The following is a 16816-nucleotide window of genomic DNA, read 5'->3' as shown; positions in this document are numbered from 1 at the left end:
ATGATGAAAGCAATATCATTCATGAAAACAAGCAAGGTGCTCTTGCGTCGAGCAAGAGGTAACAGGGAATCGGGTGCAAATCCCGAGCGGTCCCGCCACTGTAATGGGGAAGCCCTTTTCATCCAAGTCACTCGGACATCCGGGGAAGACAGAAAAGGAAGCTGATGATCCAGAGCCAGGAGACCTACCTTGCATGTGTCACCGAACCCTTCGCGGAAAGGAGTGGTGTACGAAGAATCAGGAAACGGGCGAACAACCGGTTCGCCTGGCAGGCCCTTTGCGGCCATGCAGCCACAGGTCTATCCTCAATAGGGCCGTGGACTGTCTTCTTGAGTGTACGTACATGCGTATCCCATCCGTTATAAGGATGGGATTTTTTTGTTTTTTACAGTCGATCCGGAACCGGATCTAATCGAACATGCCGCGAAGAAGAAGGTCGGTCAAGCCGTCCTTTTTCACTGTTTTGGAATAGCCGGGATAAGAAGATTGAGCTGCACGGAGCACCCAATAATTCAGAGCTCTGCTACAGACCATGGTTGAAGAAGCGATGTATATAGATGTGATTGACGCGCTAAGGGTGAACAGGGAGATGGAGGAGGAGAAGCAATGCAGAATCAAGGAAAGCTGCTGATTATCGGATTTGGCCCAGGAGCGATGGAGCATATCACCACACGGGCATTGGAGGCACTTCGGGAGAGTGAGGTCATCATTGGTTATAACACCTACGTTGATCTGATTCGTCCACTCCTGGACGGACAGGAGATTGTACGGACAGGCATGACCGAAGAAGTCAGCCGGGCACAGGAAGCGGTCAGACAGGCCGAGATGGGCAAAATCGTTGCAGTAATCTCCAGTGGCGACGCAGGCGTATATGGCATGGCCGGACTGGTGTATGAGGTGCTGATGGAGCAAGGCTGGAAGCCGGAAACCGGCGTTGGCGTTGAGGTTATTCCGGGTGTATCTGCCATTCAATCCTGTGCTTCCTTGCTCGGCGCACCCGTGATGCATGATGCATGTACGATCAGTCTGAGTGACCACCTTACGCCATGGGAGACGATTATTCGCCGAGTTGAAGCAGCAGCATCAGCTGATTTTGTCATTGCTCTGTACAACCCTCGCAGTGGACGCCGGACACGCCAGATCGTGGAGACGCAGGAGATGCTGCTGCGGTACCGTAGTCCCCAGACGCCGGTGGGGCTTGTAAAAAGTGCCTACCGTGAACGTCAGGATGTCGTGATGACCACGCTGGAAGACATGTTGAATCATGATATCGGCATGCTGACGACCGTGATCATTGGTAACTCCTCGACCATGATGTACGAAGGACTCATGGTCACACCGCGCGGATATCAGCGGAAATACACGCTGAATACCGTGGAACAGCCGCTCAGACCGCATGAGCGGCTCCGCACGGAAGCTGAGCCTTGGTCGCTCGGCGCGATGGAGGCCCGTTCTGCCGCTTCCGCCGATGCAGCAGGCACAGTCCGCGATACGCAGACCGCGCAGCTAGCTGCGGAACCAGCCCTGCGCGGCGCCAGCGCCAGTACGGGCATGGGACCGCAAGGGCAGCAGGGCGCTGGCTTGCCTGCTGCTCAGCCAGCGGGCGGCAGCACCGCAGTGCTTGCAGCCGAGCGGCCTGCAGCGGTGGAAGGCGCACTTCGTGCTGCCTTGGCGGTGCCGCATGCTGGTGCGGCCGAACTGGCTGCCGAAGCACTGACGCGGCTTGCGGCAGGCGGCAAGCTATCTGGCGAAGCGGCCAGCCGCTGGCTGGATGCAGCCGGGTCAGGGATGCCAGCCGGAACGCAGACTGCCGGGGCAGCTGCTGTGCGGACAGCACCCGAGCCGGGACGCAAGGCACCGCTGTTCGAGATTAGCGTGTCGCCTGGTGTCGGCAACAAGAAGTTTACCGCAGCCCAGATGGCGCTGCTGGCACAATGCGCGAGTGAAGAAGGCGAGCTGGAATACACGCCGGAGCATCAGATTATTTTGCGGGTACCGACCTTTGAGCCGGATCAGCTGGTAGAAGAACTGCGTGCAGCGAATTTCATCGTGGTGCCGATCGGTGACGTTATCAAGGTGAAGGCCTGTGACTTCTGCAACATGGAGAAGGATGATGCCGTTCCGATGGCCAATCATTTGCAGGCTGTTATAGGCGGACTTAGTGCGCCGAAAGAGACCAGCGTGGCTCTGAATGGCTGCGGCATGGCATGTTACGGTGCCGTGCTTGAGGACATCGGCATCGTCTACCGCAAGGGCGGATACGACCTGTTCCTTGGCGGCAAGAAGTTCGGACGAAACGCTCACCCTGCCCAGCCGGTAGCCGAAGGGATTCCAGGTGATCAGATTGGCGGGATAGTGGAGCGAATCGTAGCGGAGTACAAGGAAAAGGGACATCCGAATGAGAGGTTCCATAAATTTTTCAAACGGGTTGGAGTAATCCAAGGCTTCCGTCACGTCGATGCGCCTGTGACCGTGGAAGTAAACCCGGTATGCGGCGACTAGGGATCGCGCGAGTGTTGTTACCATCTGATATTTTTTAACCAGCATTTGTAGTTATACCGAAAAAAATTCCATTGCACTTTTATATAGATCGAAATGATTGGGTAACCAGTTACCCTGCGTGAAAGGCTCGTGTACCAAGTAAGCACAACCTAAAATTGAGATGCCTGGTCTATCGATCAGGCGGGGGAGGAAGAAGCCATGATGAATGCCATTTTGCTGGTTGGACACGGCAGCCGTGATCCAGAGGGAAACCGGGAGTTAATGGAGTTTGCACGAGCGGTAGCGGAGAAAGCGCCGGAGAATACCGTGGTAGAGACCTGTTTTCTGGAATTAACAAGACCGAGCATTGCTGAAGGCGTTACGGCTTGTGTAGATAAAGGGGCAACGCGTGTCGTATTGGTGCCGATTATTCTGTTTGCTGCGGGCCACGCCAAAATTGATATTCCGAATGCCATCGACCGGGCCAAGATCCGTTATCCGCAAGTGGAATTTGTATATGGGCGTCCGATTGGCGTACATGAGAAGGTCGTTCAAATTATGCAGACTCGTCTGCAGGAAGCTCAGCCTGTTCTTGTTACCGCGGGCCAAGGCGGCGCAGCAGTGCTGGCTCCGCCAGCTCCTGTCACGGATGAAGAGACGGCCGTACTTGTCCTTGGGCGGGGAAGCAGTGACCCGGATGCCAACAGTGATTTCTTCAAAATGACCCGGATGTTGTGGGAGAAGCTCCCTTACAAGTGGGCCGAAAGCAGCTTTATTGGGGTGACGCAGCCTTCCTTCCCGGATGGTTTGCAGCGTTGTCTCCTGCTCGGAGCGAAGAAGATCGTCATCATGCCTTATTTCCTGTTCACAGGTGTACTGATCAAACGCATTGATGAGATGACTGCAGAATTTGCTGCGGCACATCCGGACATTCAGGTGGAGATCGGGGGATATTTTGGATTCCATCCGAAATTGGTGGAGCTGGTATTGGAACGTGCGAACGAAGGGTTGAATGGACGGGTAATGGCCAACTGCGACAACTGCCAATTCAGACTTGAGGCTGCCAAACATCACCACCATCACCATGATCACGACCACGATCATCATCACGACCACGATCATGACCATGACCACCATCACCATCATCATGATCATGCACACGATCACAGCCATGACCATCATCATGACCACGACCATGGACACACCCACGATCATCACGCCCATGATCACGAGCATCACCATGAGGAGCAGCATACTCACGAACATGCCGTGAGCAGCCGTGAAGCATCGCTGGATTATCATCATGACCACGATGGGGAACTTCACCATTCGCATCATGACCACGAAGGTGCGCTGCATAATCAAGATGAAGAGGGCGGAGACGGAGAGCACACCTCACCAGAAGATGCAGGGCATGCTCAGATCGCAGCTGCTTCGGAGCGGGTGAACCGTCCATGATCTTGATGTTATGCGGTACAAGTGATGCGCGGGAATTGGCTGTGCAGATTCAGCAGCAGGGGATGGACGTACTCACATCGGTTGTAACCGAGAGTGCGGCGCTCAGTCTGTCCGAGGCGGGGCTGCCGGTTCGAACAGGCAGGCTGACGATCGAAGCCATGGTCCAGCTTGTCCGTGAAAAAGGAAGCCGTGCCATCGTGGATGCAAGTCATCCCTTTGCGGAAGAGGCCCATGCCAATGCCATGGAAGCAGCCAGACAGGCAGGAATCCCTTATATCCGTTACGAGCGAACGGGACTTGCCTACGATGACCATCCGCTGCTTCATGTCGTGCCCTCCTATGAGGAAGCCGCTCTTAAGGCAAAAGAACTCAAAGGTTCTGTCATGTTAACGACTGGAAGCAAAACGCTGCAGATTTTCACCAAGCATCTGCTCGGTGATCCTGACATTCGTCTCGTTGCCCGTATGCTTCCGCGTCTCGACAATATGGAGAAATGCGGTGAACTGGGTGTGGAACAGCGCAATATTATTGCGATGCAGGGACCCTTTTCCCGTGAAATGAATGAAGCATTGTACAAGCATTATGCCACCACCGTTATGGTGACTAAGGAAAGCGGCAAGACCGGAGCTGTAGATGAGAAGATTCAATCTGCACTGGAGCTTGGCATTCAGGTTGTATTGATATCTCGCCCAGAGGCCGAATTCGGAACGGTGTTTGATGAGTTTGAAGGCGTACTCTCCGAGTTGAAGCGTGTATTGATGGAGTAGAACACCCGAATAGATCAAATTGGGATAGACCCATTTTGAATCATATTACGATCGAAGGAGTGAGTGCATATGGATTTCAAAACGGAATTTAAACCTTTAACTGTACAGCCTCAGGAGATTGAGGGAAAAAGCTTCGAGATGATTACCGAGGAGCTGGGTGAGCACCCATTCACGGAGGAGCAATATCCCGTTGTACAGCGTGTCATTCATGCCTCAGCTGACTTCGAACTTGGCCGCAGTATGGTTTTCCATCCAGATGCCATTCAGGCAGGAATTGCAGCTCTTCGTGCGGGACAATCCGTTATTGCCGACGTACAGATGATCCAGGCTGGAGTAAGCAAGGATCGTATTCGCGGGTTCGGCGGAGATGTGCACGTGCATATTTCCGACACGGATGTGATGGAGGAAGCGAAACGGTTGAATACAACGCGGGCCATCATCTCGACGCGTAAAGCAACGAAGGCATACGATGGCGGAATCTACGCCATAGGTAATGCACCGACAGCATTGCTTGAGCTGATTCGTTTGGTAAAAGAAGGCGAAGCCAAGCCAGGCTTGATCATTGGTATGCCTGTTGGATTCGTGTCCGCAGCCGAATCCAAGGATGAGCTGCGCAAGCTGGACATCCCGTTTATCACGAACATCGGCCGCAAAGGCGGCAGCACCATTGTGGTAGCTGCGTTGAACGCAATCTCGCTGATGGCAGTGAAGGCATAGTCGCTTTTTCAGCCTAAACTGAGCGTATCTAGAGCGTCCTAGAACGTCCATGAGTGTACCCGAGCAGGGAGTACCAGGGCAGCGCTAACGAACCTCAAGAGCCTTATATCGCAGATAATCACGAGTTATACATTCTAACAAACCTGAGTGAAGCTATTCTGCTCAAAGCCGCCAAAAACGGTGGGAACATCGGCTTTATGTTGAAATAACGACGCTATAATTCGTTAGATTTTCAGTCTGTGGAAATTGGCTCGAATAGGACTTCCTGAGTTCGTTAGAGTGCAGCCATGATCAATTGAAACGGAGCGAATGTTGGAGCATGCAAGGTACAAAGTGCATGAGGGAGTTCAATCCTGAATCCAATCCTGAATCATCGCTCAATCACTAAAGTGTGAAGGTAATAAAATGTAAACTTAATAACTGCCATTTGATTCAATCTTCTAGTGGCATTAGATGGCCAGTTACTCCAAATAAACCTCATGGCATGGTTTAGCATATGAGCCTGCAGGTAAGAACTTTGCGAGGTATACGAGAATACAGGGAGTAGCGGAGGGGACGGAATCGATTCTGTAGAAGCGACAGCGTTCGCCTTTGTCTCCGGAATTCTCCCTATACATAAGGGAATCAAAGAAATCTGGAGACAACAGCGATCGGAAGAACGATCCGTACCCGTAGCGGCTACCCCGTAGTTTTCGCATACGCAGTGAATCAAGTGTCATCTACTATGTAAAGTAATAAGAAAGGACGGGAGGTTCAAAGCCATGGAAAAGAAACGCATGAAAAGCGGGGAAGCACCCGACCCGGACAAACCGATGCGTTCCGGCTTCACCACAGGAGCCTGCGCGACGGCCGTTGCCAAGGGTGCCACGCAGCTTCTGTTAACCGGGATTACTCCTGCACAGGCTGTGGTTTCATTGCCCGCGGGCTTTGACCACTCGTTCGAACTGATCGAGCAGGAACTGATGGCGGACGGCACGGCTGCCTGTGCCACCATCAAGGATGCCGGGGATGATCCGGATGCTACGCATCTGGCGAAGATCATCGCACATGTCTCCTGGCGCGAGGAGCCTGGTGTGGAGCTGGATGGCGGCATTGGGGTAGGTCGTGTGACCAAACCGGGCCTGCCTGTTCCTGTCGGCGAAGCGGCGATTAATCCCGTTCCGCGCCGTATGATTACCGAGGCCGTAACCCAGGTGCTTGCCGAACATGGGACAGCCAGGGGAGTAAGAGTGGTCATAAGCGTGCCGGACGGCGAAGAGATTGCCAAGAAGACGCTGAATTCGCGTCTCGGCATTTTGGGCGGCATCTCCATTTTGGGCACACGTGGCGTGGTCGTTCCATTCTCCACCTCTGCGTACAAAGCAAGTGTGGTACAAGCCATTTCAGTTGCGCAGGCATCTGGCTGTGATCACATTGTGCTGACGACAGGCGGCAGCAGTGAGAAATATGCGATGAAAATGATGCCCGAATTGCCCGAAGAAGCCTTCATTCAGATGGGTGACTTTGTCGGGTTCGCCATCAAGCACGGGAAACGACTGGGCATGAAACGCATCAGCCTGGTGGGGATGCCGGGCAAATTTGCCAAAGTGGCTCAAGGAGTCATGATGGTGCACTCCAAGAGTGCGCAGGTGGATTTTGGATTTCTTGCGTCCGTGGCCCGCGAGACCGGGGCTGGAGATGAACTGGCGCAAGCGATCGAGGAAGCCAACACGGCGACTCAAGTGGCCGACATGATGACTGAGGCGGGGTATTTGCCCTATTTTGAAAAGCTATGTACATATGCCTGTAGGCACTGCCTGGAGCATGCCGGAGGCGGAGTGACGGTCGAAGTGGTATTGGTCACGATGAAAGGAATGGAACTCGGGAGGGCGGAAATCAGTGAACTGGACGACAGCAGCTGGAGCAAAGAATCATAGGATCCGTATCATCGGCGTAGGTGAAGAGGGTGCGGCAGGATTGACGGTGGATAGCCTGAATCTGATTCAGGAAGCAGATGTACTGGTGGGCGGCGAACGTCAGCTGCAGTGCTTTCCTGCATTTGCGGGAGAGAAGCTCACGATTAAGAGCGGATTAAGCGATTTGGTTGTGAAAATAAAAGCGCTGCAGGACACGCACAACATTGTTGTGCTTGCCTCAGGAGACCCGCTGTTCTACGGCATCGCCGGGTATCTTGCGCGTAAGCTGGGCCCGGATCAACTGGAGATCCGGCCTAATCTCAGCTCGCTGCAGCTGGCATTCGCCAAGCTTGGCGAGAGCTGGCACGACGCCGTGCTCGAGAGCGTGCACGGACGTCCGCTCAAGGGCCTCGCCCAGCGCATTGATGGCCAAGCCAAAATTGCGCTGCTCACGGACGAGCATAACAGCCCCGCTGCGATCGGGGCTTATCTGCAGCAGTTCGGCATGACCGAGTATGATGCCTACGTTGCCGAGAACCTCGGCGGGCCAGATGAACGTGCCCGCCATTACACCCTGGACGAGCTGGCAGCAGCTGAATGCAGCCCGCTGAACGTCGTCATTTTGCTGCGCCGCAAGGATGCGCCTGCGCCGCGCAAAGGGTTTGGGTTTGCGGATGAGGAATTCCATCAGCGCAAACCGGAGAAGGGCCTGATTACCAAGCGCGAGGTCCGCGCCTTCAGCTTGTCTGAGCTGCGACTTGGCGAGGACAGCATCGTGTGGGATATCGGCGCAGGTTCCGGTTCGGTGGCGGTCGAGTGCACGCGGCTTGCGCCGCGAGGCCAGGTCTTCGCCATCGAGAAGAACGAAGGTGACCTCGTGAACATCGAAGCCAACCGGATCAAATTCCGGACGGACTTCACCGTCCTTCATGCCAAAGCACCAGCAGGGCTGGACGAACTACCGAATCCGGATGCGGTGTTTATTGGCGGCAGCGGCGGCGAGCTCGCGCAGCTGATCGCCCTATGCGCGTCCCGGCTGCGCCCCGAGGGACGCATTGTCGTGAATGCAGCGACGATCGAAACGCTGCATGACAGCATGAAGGCGATGCGCGATGCAGGCATGGACGCCTCCGTGACGCTGCTTCAGACGGCGCGCAGCAAGCCGATTCTGAACATGACCCGTTTTGACGGATTGAATCCAATTTACGTGATCACAGGCCAGCATGCCGCGACAGAGGGAGCGGTAGCCGGAGTGGAAGAATGACTTTTCAAGGACAGGACAAGGGGGAAAACAACATGAGTACGGCAGCAGTAGGTACGCTGTATGGCGTGGGTGTCGGGCCGGGAGACCCGGAACTGATTACGGTGAAGGCATACCGAATGATCCGGGAGTGTCCGGTGGTGGCATATCCGAAGAAACGCAAAGGCGGCAAATCGTATGCCCACGAAATCGTGGAACTGTATGTTAACCCGGAAGAGAAAGAGATGCTCGGTCTGATCTTTCCAATGACCAAGGACCCGGTTGTCCTTGAACGGGAGTGGGGCAAAACCGTCGAAGCCTGCTGGGGTGCGCTGAAGGAGGGGAAGGATGTGGCCTTTGTAACCGAAGGCGATCCGAATCTGTACAGCACCTTCATTCATCTGGCAAGGCTGATGCGTGAACTGCATCCCGAGGTACCGATTGCTTCGATTCCGGGAATTTCATCTGTACTGGGCGCCGCTGCTGCACTGGATATCCATCTGGCAGACGGGGATGAGCAGGTGGGCATTATCCCCGCGACTGCCGATAAGGAAGCGATGCGTCAGGCAATTGAGCATCACGATACGATTGTGTTTATCAAAGTGGCGAAGGTGCTTGACCCGATGCTTGAACTGCTGGACGAGATGGGTCTCGGCGGCAAAGCCTCGGTTGTCACCAAAGTCACTTCTCCATATGAACTGGTCTGGCGCGATGCCCGTGAACTGAAAGGGCAGGAGCTGGAATATCTGAGCCTGATGGTGGTGAGCAAATGAAAACGCTGGAACCGAAAGTATATATCGTAGGTGCAGGACCGGGTGACCCCGAACTGATTACGGTGAAGGGCTCGAACATTTTGAGAAATGCGGATCTGGTCCTGTACACCGACTCCCTCGTGAACGATGAACTGATTGCGACGGCAAAGCCTGAAGCAGAAGTGCTGCAGAGCTCCGGCATGGATCTGGAGCAGCAGGTTGAGCTCATGTGTGAAGCCACTCGTGCAGGCCGCAGCGTAGCTCGTGTGCATACCGGTGATCCGGCGATGTACGGCGCAATTCTGGAACAGATGGTACTGCTGAAACAGCAGGGCGTGGAGTATGAGATTATTCCGGGTGTTAGCTCGGTCTTTGCTTCGGCGGCCGCCCTCGGAGCGGAACTAACTGTGCCTGAACTGACGCAGACGGTTATTCTCACCCGCGCAGAAGGCCGCACGCCAGTGCCTGAACGCGAGAAGCTGCGTGATCTGGCGTCACATCACTGTACGGTGGCCCTCTTCCTGAGTGCTACGCTGGCGAAAAAAGTCGTGGTTGAATTCCTCGCCGCAGGGTGGAGCGAAGATACACCGGTGGCGGTTGTGCAGCGCGCGACTTGGCCGGATCAGAAAATTGTACGGACTACGCTCGCCAATCTGGCTGCCGATCTGCGTGCCGCTGGTATTACGATGCATGCGATGATTCTGGCAGGCTGGGCACTTGATCCCGATCTCGTGAACCGGGATGCCCACCGTTCCAAGCTGTATGACAAAACCTTCACTCATGGTTATCGCAAAGGAGTGAAGTCCGGTGAGTAATCCGTTTGCAGCCGTAGCCATCACGAAGCATGGTGTGGAGATGGTACGCAATCTGGCTGGACAATTCCAGGGTACAGATGTGTACTACATGAGCAAGTTCGTCCGCGGGGATGAAGAAGAGCTGGGTTATCAGCTGTTTGAAGGCTCGGTGAAGCTGATTTTGCCGGATCTGTTCAAGCGTTACAATGGCATCATTCTATTTATTTCGCTGGGAGCAGTAGTCCGCATGATCGCCCCGATTCTGGTGGACAAAAAAGTGGATCCTGCCGTGCTGGTCATTGATGACCGCGGAGAGAATGTCATCAGTGTCCTGTCGGGCCATCTTGGCGGTGCGAATGAACTGACTCGTCAGGTTGCGGAAGTACTCGGTGCACGCGCGGTAATTACAACCGCTTCGGATGTGCAAGGAACAATCCCGGTAGACATGTTTGGACGGGAGCTGGGCTGGATCGTGGACAGCTTCGACAAGGCCACGCCAGTCAGTGCAGCGGTTGTTAACGAGGAGCCGGTTGCGCTGATTCAGGAGACGGGAGAACGGAACTGGTGGCGATATAACAAGCCTGTACCGGATCATATCCGTGTCTTCAGCAGCATGGAGGAAACCGAGTCATTTCCTTTCAATGCGGCACTTGTGGTCAGCGACCGCCTGCTCACGGAAGATGAACAGACACGTTTTCTGACAAATGGGGTGCTGTATCGACCGAAGAGTCTCGTACTGGGCATGGGCTGCAACCGCGGCACATCCATGGAGGAACTGGAGCAGGAGATGCTCACCACATTGGAAGAGCTGTCTCTATCAGTGAAAAGCGTACGAAACATAGCGACGATTGATCTGAAAAAGAATGAAGAAGGCCTGCTGGCGCTATGCGCCAAATACGGCTGGGAACTTGTGACGTATACGCCAGCCGAGCTGAATACCGTTAAGCTTGCAAATCCATCGGAGACGGTATTTAAATATACCGGAGCTTACGGTGTGAGCGAGCCTGCGGCATTACTGTCTTCCGGAGCGGACCACTGGCTGCTGGAGAAGAAAAAGAGCGGGAACCTGACGATTTCCGTAACGCGAATTCCTTTTGACTAACAAAATTGAAATTATGCGCTTCAGCGATGAAGCAAATAAGTATTGTTTAGGCCGCATCGTTTCGAGGTGCGGTTTTGTTATATCGAAGAAAGGTGGGAATGGATCATGAGCATTTCAAATCAATCTGCCAGACCACGGCTGATCATAGCCGGAACGGGGAGCGGTGCAGGAAAAACAACGGTAACTCTGGGCCTGATGAAAGCACTGGCCCAGAGCGGAATGAGCGTACAGGGCTTCAAATGCGGGCCGGATTATATTGATCCAACCTATCATACGGCTGTAACGGGCAGAGCATCGCGAAATCTGGATGCATGGATGACCTCCCCGGAGTATGTAAGAGAAGCATTTGCCAAAGCATCAGCGGGACATGATATTTCCATTATTGAAGGTGTCATGGGATTGTATGATGGCAAAGATCCCTTAAGCAATACGGGATCAACTGCGGAAATTGCTCTCGTTACACAGACTCCGGTCATTCTGGTCGTGGATGTTCGCAGCATGGCTCGCAGTGCAGCTGCGATCGTGCTTGGTTTTCAGCAGCTGGAGCCTGAGCTTAACATCGCTGGTGTCATCGTCAATCGCTGCGGAAGTGCCGGCCACTACAGTATTGTGAAGAAAGCCATTGAGCAGATGTGCGGCATTCCTGTGGTTGGATGGCTGAAACGGGAGGAGGACATGTCAATTCCAGAGCGTCACTTAGGGCTGGTCCCTGCCATTGAACGGGGAGAGTTGGAGCCGCTGTTCGAGCGGGCTGCGGACGCATTGCTGGAAGGCACCGATCTGGATGCGATTATTGCGATAGCGAAGGCTGCACCTGACATAGAAGAAGAGTTAATCATGAACAATGAGGATATTTCACGGCAAAACCCAGATCCAATGTCGGCCGGTGCCCATTTGAAGTGCAGCGAAGACAGCACGTCTGGCGAGTGTGATGAACGCGGAACTTCGTCCCGTCCGGTAATAGCTGTTGCCCGGGATGCGGCGTTTAATTTCTATTACCCGGATAACCTGGAGCTGCTCGAAGCAGCAGGAGCCGGGTTGAAGTACTTCAGCCCGCTTGCAGGGGAAGGCATACCGTCTGAGGCAGATGGCATTTATCTTGGCGGGGGCTTTCCGGAGGAGTTTGCGGCATTGATCGCAGATAATGTCTCGTTTCTGGAGGGATTGCGTGAGGCCGTTCGCAGGGAGATGCCTTTGTTTGCGGAATGCGGAGGTTATATGGTGCTCGCGGAGACGTTAACCAACCGGGAAGGGCTAACGTATAACATGGCAGGGATTATACCTGCTGGGGTACAGATGCAAGCGAAGCGGGCGGCACTCGGTTATCGTGAGGCCAGAGCTGTAGAGGATTCCTTTTTGCTGAAAAAAGGAGAGGTGATCCGTGGCCATGAATTTCATTACTCTACCATGACCTACCAAGAGGAAGGCGACATTCCCTATGCTTATGAGACTAAGGGATTACGGGGCATGAAGCAGGAGGGATATGCCAGAGGTAACGTTGTAGCCGGGTATACCCATGTTCATCTCGGGTCTCATCCGGGTGCAGCAGGGAGATGGGTGCAGCATTGTCTGTCATACCGACTGAGAAGAAGTGGTCAGCATATATGAAGGACGATTTTTGGATGAAAATGATAAAAGAAAAGAGAATCCTGCATTCATCACACCATGAGACTTTGGTCGTGAAGTTGAGCTTTCCTGTTTACATTTAAAGGTTTTTGCCTGACCATGTGGAATGAATTAAAAGACAGAGCAGCCTGGATAGGGAGGGAAAGCATGGTGAGAACCGTATGTGTGACCGGGGCAGCCCGGGGACTTGGATTGGCTCTGACAGCACAAATGCTGAAGAGAGGATATATTGTATATGCTGCAGGTCTGGATATGGAGAGCTCAGAGGGGATTCGTCTGCTCGTGCAAGCTTATCCGAAGCATCTTCGGGTCATTGAGCTGGATATTGCCGATGATCTGTCCGTTGCGCTGTTTGCCGAGACCATCAAACTGGATACAGATCGTCTGGATATGCTGATCAATAATGCGGCTATACTAGGGAATATTACCGATCATGTCCGCGGGCCGTTAAACTTTGCCGAAATGGCAGAGGTATTCAACGTGAATACGCTGGGTTCACTGCGTGTAACTCACGCAATGCTGCCCCTCCTTCTTGCGGGCGCGGGCAAGCTGATTGTGGACATCTCATCGGAGGCGGGCAGTATTGAGCAGTGCGACAGACATGGCTGGTTCGCTTACTGCATGTCCAAATCTGCACTAAACATGCAGGCTAGGCTTGTGCATAATGGAATCAAGGATGAAGGTGGACAGGTCATGCTGATTCATCCCGGGTGGGTGCAGAGCTATATGAGCGGTGAATTGAACACAGCCGCAGACCTTACGCCAGAACAATCGGCACAGCATATCGCAGCACTTATTGACCGCCATAAGGATTTTATGGGAGATCAGCCTGCCTATGTAGACTATAAGGGGGACGAGCTTCCCTGGTAATCTTGTTACAGCTTTAACATGAAAGGAGTTTTATTAATGGACCATCGTAAAAAGGCGTTGTTGCTCGGCGATTATACACATCCGGACTGGCATCCGCTGCAGGATGTTGACGCAGAGATCAGCCGTATTTTTCATGATAGCATGACCGTGCAGTGCAGCGAGAATCGTAATATGCTGCTGCAGGAGAACATATCGGGATTTGATGTGTGTATTTCATACATGGACGATTGGAAGGGGAAAGTCTCTCCTCAGCAGACAGCTGGATTGCTGTCCTATGTGAGCAATGGAGGCGGCCTGGTCATTCTACATAACGGGATTTCGCTTCAGAATCGTTATGAACTCAAGCAGATGATTGGTGCGAAATTCCTGCATCATCCACCGTATGGACCGCTGGAGTTTACCGTAACGGAACATAAACACCCTGTGACCGAGGGGATTACCGGATTCACTATGGAAGAAGAGCCTTATCTGTTCGAGTTCGGATCATTCGCCGAAACCACGATTCTGCTTGAATACCAGACTGAAGATGGACCTAAGCCTGCGGTTTGGGCACATACCTATGGATTAGGCCGGATTGTATACCTCATGCCAGGACATCATGTGCCTTCTTTTGCACACGAATCCTATCGTCAGCTGATTTTGCAGGCAGGCAAATGGGCTGCACGATACGTGTAACCTGATCGTTTATTTGTTGTGTTGGGTATAAAGGGTATAATATAGAAATCAACGAAGAGGAGGATGACAAGAATGAGCGATTTGTTCAAAAAGGCGATCTCATTAGGGTTGGGTCTTACCGTCGTAAGCAAGGAAAAAATTGAAAAAACCGTAGATGATCTGGTCAAACGCGGGGAACTTGCGCCAGGTGAATCCAAAGCCTTGGTCGAGCGTCTAATGGAACGAGGCGACGAAGAGCAGGGCCAGCTCAAGCGTGTGATCCATGAGCAGGTCAAGCGGGTGCTTCAGGAAGTAGGCGTACCTTCGGAGAGTGATGTGACCAGTCTGGAACAGCGCGTTGCTGTACTGGAGAAAAAGCTCGCCGAATTGGGCCAAACACCACAGCTGCAACCAGATGTATCCCCAGCTCCACTTGAAGTTCCTCCTCCGCACAAAGGAAACGAGATCGAGTAGATGGCTGTGCGAATTAAACATGTCGGCAGATACCGGGAAATTGCCATGGCGCTGGTGCGTCATGGCTTCGGTTATATGGTCGAGGAGCTGGGGCTGTTCCAGCTGCTGGCCATACCTCGGCGGTGGATGTCACGTGAAGCACACACGACCAAAACGCTGAGCGAACGGATCAGGCTTGTGCTGCAGGAGCTGGGGCCGGCTTTCGTGAAGCTGGGGCAATTGGCAAGCACAAGAGCGGATCTGCTGCCCGAGCCGGTCATCCGTGAACTGGTGAAGCTGCAGGATCAGGTTCCCCCTTTCTCTTCGGAAACGGCACGGGGGATTTTGGAACAGGAATTGGATACACCGCTGGAAGAGATCTTTTCCCGGTTTGACGATACCCCGGTGGCTGCAGCCAGCATCGGGCAGGTGCATCTGGGCAAGCTTCGAAGCGGAGAAGCCGTCGCCATCAAGATCCAGCGTCCCGGCATCTCACGGATTGTGCAGCGAGATTTGGATATTTTGCGTGAGCTGACGGCGATGGCGGAGAAGCGATGGGACTGGGTGAAGCAGTACCAGATTCCGCAGATGGTAGAGGAGTATGCCCAGGCACTGATGGCTGAACTGGATTATACCGTTGAGGGGCGGAATACCGAGAAGATCGCCCAGCAGTACCAGCAGGATAACAAGGTCAAAATCCCGCTAATCTACTGGGATCAGACTTCCTCGCGTGTGTTAACCATGGAATATGTGGAGGGCATCAAGCTGAATGACCGTGACGAACTGGTCAGACGTGGACATGACCTGAATGACATTGCCCAGCGACTGGTGGATTCCTTGTTGAATCAGATCTTTATCCATGGCTTCTTCCATGCGGATCCGCATCCTGGCAACCTGATGGTGTTAAAAGACGGGCGACTGGCGTTTATCGATTTCGGCATGGTTGGCACTCTGAGCGATGAGATGAAGCAGCATCTGGCTTCGCTCATCATCGGGTTGATGCGCAAGGATACAGACAGCATGATCCGGGCGATTGAGAAACTGGGCATGATGCCGGATGACATGGATCTCCGCGGCCTCCATAATGATCTGGACAAGCTGCGCAGCAAATACTATGATATTCCCTTTTCCAAAATCAGTGTGGGCCAGGCGCTTAACGATCTGTTCGGTGTCGCACAGAGACACCGGGTCGTCATGCCAGCCGACATTGTGCTGCTGGGCAAATCACTGCTCACAATGGAAGGCGTGATCGAACATCTGGATCCATCACTCAGCATTGTGGATATGGCAGAACCTTTCGGCCGGAAGCTGATCAAGGATCGGTTCAGTCCGGGCCGAATCAAGGATCGGCTGTTCCGCAGTGCCGCAGACCTGACTGAGAGTGTGATCGGATTGCCGGGGCAGCTCCGGCAGCTATCCTCCATTATCAGTAAAGGCAAGCTGCGGCTTGAGGTCAGTGTACCCGAACTGGACACGCTGATGCGCAGGCTGGACCAGATCAGTAATCGTCTGTCCTTCAGTATCGTGCTGCTCGCCTTTTGTATCATTATGGTCGGACTCATTATTGGTTCCTCAATCAGTCATCAGTCAACGATGCTGTGGGATATTCCGGTCATTGAGATCGGTTTTCTGGTTGCCATTCTGATGGTGGCCTTTCTGCTCTATTCGATTTTCAAATCGGGAAGATTCTAGTTACATTTAGGTAGGAAAGAGCTGTTAATGCTTCTTGGCGAAGGAGCGTTAACGGCTCTTTTTGGTCTGGGAAATAATGCATCAACTCTAAAATAGATAAACAGAGCATAACGGAGATATATTATAAAAATAAGAGAAATCCAGGGATAATCTATCGTTTGCGAAGATATAGCCTGTTCGTATAAAAGGATCGCCCTGTCTATAATAATAGGTCAGTACATAACGGACCCGGTCTTTCTGAGAGGGGAAGACCATTGACATCAAGAGTCGTCTTCTGATGTCTTCTTAGCTCGAACCTGAATGATGTAACAGAAT

14 protein-coding genes and 1 riboswitch are annotated in these 16816 nt (G+C 53.2%); all 14 genes read left to right on the top strand.

Translation table 11 applies throughout. The features are described from left to right. Positions 1–17 precede the first annotated feature (17 nt). Positions 18–207: riboswitch (cobalamin riboswitch) on the top strand. Positions 208–606: 399 nt separating this feature from the next. Further along, positions 607–2502 carry a precorrin-3B C(17)-methyltransferase gene (gene cobJ / locus GUA98_RS15060; RefSeq protein ID WP_193723600.1) on the top strand — a complete coding sequence of 632 codons (1896 nt, stop codon included), beginning with the start codon at positions 607–609 and terminating at the stop codon, positions 2500–2502. Between the two features lie 201 nt (positions 2503–2703). After that, entirely contained in the window at positions 2704–3939 is a 1236-nt protein-coding gene (locus tag GUA98_RS15055) for a sirohydrochlorin chelatase (RefSeq protein ID WP_193723725.1), read from the top strand. Next, positions 3936–4706 (top strand): precorrin-6A reductase, encoded by a 771-nt coding sequence (gene cobK, locus GUA98_RS15050; protein WP_193723599.1) that lies wholly within the window; start codon positions 3936–3938, stop codon positions 4704–4706. Before GUA98_RS15055 ends, cobK begins: the two co-directional genes overlap by 4 nt. A 69-nt stretch (positions 4707–4775) precedes the next feature. Continuing rightward, complete coding sequence (locus tag GUA98_RS15045) at positions 4776–5423, top strand: precorrin-8X methylmutase (protein WP_153980239.1); 648 nt, start codon at positions 4776–4778, stop codon at positions 5421–5423. A gap of 761 nt (positions 5424–6184) precedes the next feature. Continuing rightward, positions 6185–7339 (top strand): cobalt-precorrin-5B (C(1))-methyltransferase, encoded by a 1155-nt coding sequence (locus GUA98_RS15040; RefSeq protein ID WP_153980238.1) that lies wholly within the window; start codon positions 6185–6187, stop codon positions 7337–7339. Next, positions 7302–8582, top strand: coding sequence for a precorrin-6y C5,15-methyltransferase (decarboxylating) subunit CbiE (cbiE, locus tag GUA98_RS15035; RefSeq protein WP_236146650.1), 1281 nt, complete (start codon positions 7302–7304; stop codon positions 8580–8582). The genes GUA98_RS15040 and cbiE overlap by 38 nt, the downstream gene beginning before the upstream one ends. 32 nt (positions 8583–8614) lie before the next feature. Next, on the top strand, positions 8615–9331 hold the full coding sequence (gene cobI, locus GUA98_RS15030) for a precorrin-2 C(20)-methyltransferase (protein WP_095291300.1): 717 nt from the start codon (positions 8615–8617) through the stop codon (positions 9329–9331). Next, the gene (gene cobM, locus GUA98_RS15025; RefSeq protein ID WP_193723598.1) at positions 9328–10125 is read left to right on the top strand and encodes a precorrin-4 C(11)-methyltransferase; all 798 of its coding nucleotides are present in this window, start codon (positions 9328–9330) and stop codon (positions 10123–10125) included. The genes cobI and cobM overlap by 4 nt, the downstream gene beginning before the upstream one ends. Beyond that, positions 10118–11206 (top strand): cobalt-precorrin 5A hydrolase, encoded by a 1089-nt coding sequence (locus GUA98_RS15020; protein WP_193723597.1) that lies wholly within the window; start codon positions 10118–10120, stop codon positions 11204–11206. Before cobM ends, GUA98_RS15020 begins: the two co-directional genes overlap by 8 nt. Before the next feature lie 105 nt (positions 11207–11311). Then, on the top strand, positions 11312–12814 hold the full coding sequence (locus GUA98_RS15015; protein ID WP_153980235.1) for a cobyrinate a,c-diamide synthase: 1503 nt from the start codon (positions 11312–11314) through the stop codon (positions 12812–12814). Positions 12815–12979: 165 nt separating this feature from the next. After that, positions 12980–13702 carry an SDR family oxidoreductase gene (locus GUA98_RS15010; RefSeq protein WP_193723596.1) on the top strand — a complete coding sequence of 241 codons (723 nt, stop codon included), beginning with the start codon at positions 12980–12982 and terminating at the stop codon, positions 13700–13702. 36 nt (positions 13703–13738) lie between these two features. Continuing rightward, entirely contained in the window at positions 13739–14377 is a 639-nt protein-coding gene (locus tag GUA98_RS15005; RefSeq protein WP_193723595.1) for a ThuA domain-containing protein, read from the top strand. Between the two features lie 72 nt (positions 14378–14449). Continuing rightward, positions 14450–14830: a phasin family protein gene (locus tag GUA98_RS15000; protein WP_153980233.1), complete on the top strand. Its 381-nt coding sequence runs from the start codon at positions 14450–14452 to the stop codon at positions 14828–14830. After that, a complete protein-coding gene (locus GUA98_RS14995) occupies positions 14831–16501 on the top strand; it encodes an ABC1 kinase family protein (protein WP_193723594.1) in 1671 nt (556 codons plus the stop codon). Positions 16502–16816: the final 315 nt, after the last annotated feature.

The sequence above is a fragment of the Paenibacillus sp. P13VS genome, assembly GCF_015143645.1.
Taxonomy (GTDB): domain Bacteria; phylum Bacillota; class Bacilli; order Paenibacillales; family Paenibacillaceae; genus Paenibacillus; species Paenibacillus xylanilyticus_A.
Note: the sequence above shows the minus strand (reverse complement) of the source record. Positions and strands in the feature narration are given on the sequence as shown.